1 protein-coding gene is annotated in these 351 nt (G+C 40.5%); it reads left to right on the top strand.

Annotated features, from left to right (window positions below; all coding sequences use genetic code 11):
• Positions 1-351, top strand: a 351-nt coding sequence (locus RJ01_RS15560) for an IS5 family transposase (protein ID WP_034171742.1), incomplete at both ends; no start/stop codon positions are given.

Raw genomic sequence — 351 nt, 5'->3', positions numbered from 1 at the left:
TTTGGTTTGATCCTGCTACGCAATGGTATGCCCCATCAAAAGGCAAACAAGGACGAAATCAAACTTACTCTGACACAGCTATCCAATGTTGCCTAATGATTAAATCTCTCTTTCGATTGTCCTTACGTATGGTCACTGGCTTTGTTCAAAGTCTCATCCATCTTTGTGGGTTAAATTGGGTAGCGCCAAACTACACTACAATTTGTAGACGACAACAGCGTATTGATACTACGATTGGCTATCAAAAAAGTAGTGATGGACTACATCTACTTGTCGACTCTACTGGCTTAAAGTTTATAGGTGAAGGTGAACGGAAACGAAAGAAACATCAGCCTGAATATCGTCGACAAT

The organism is Acinetobacter sp. YZS-X1-1 (assembly GCF_000804305.1).
Taxonomy (GTDB): Bacteria; Pseudomonadota; Gammaproteobacteria; order Pseudomonadales; family Moraxellaceae; genus Acinetobacter; species Acinetobacter variabilis.
Note: the sequence above shows the minus strand (reverse complement) of the source record. Positions and strands in the feature narration are given on the sequence as shown.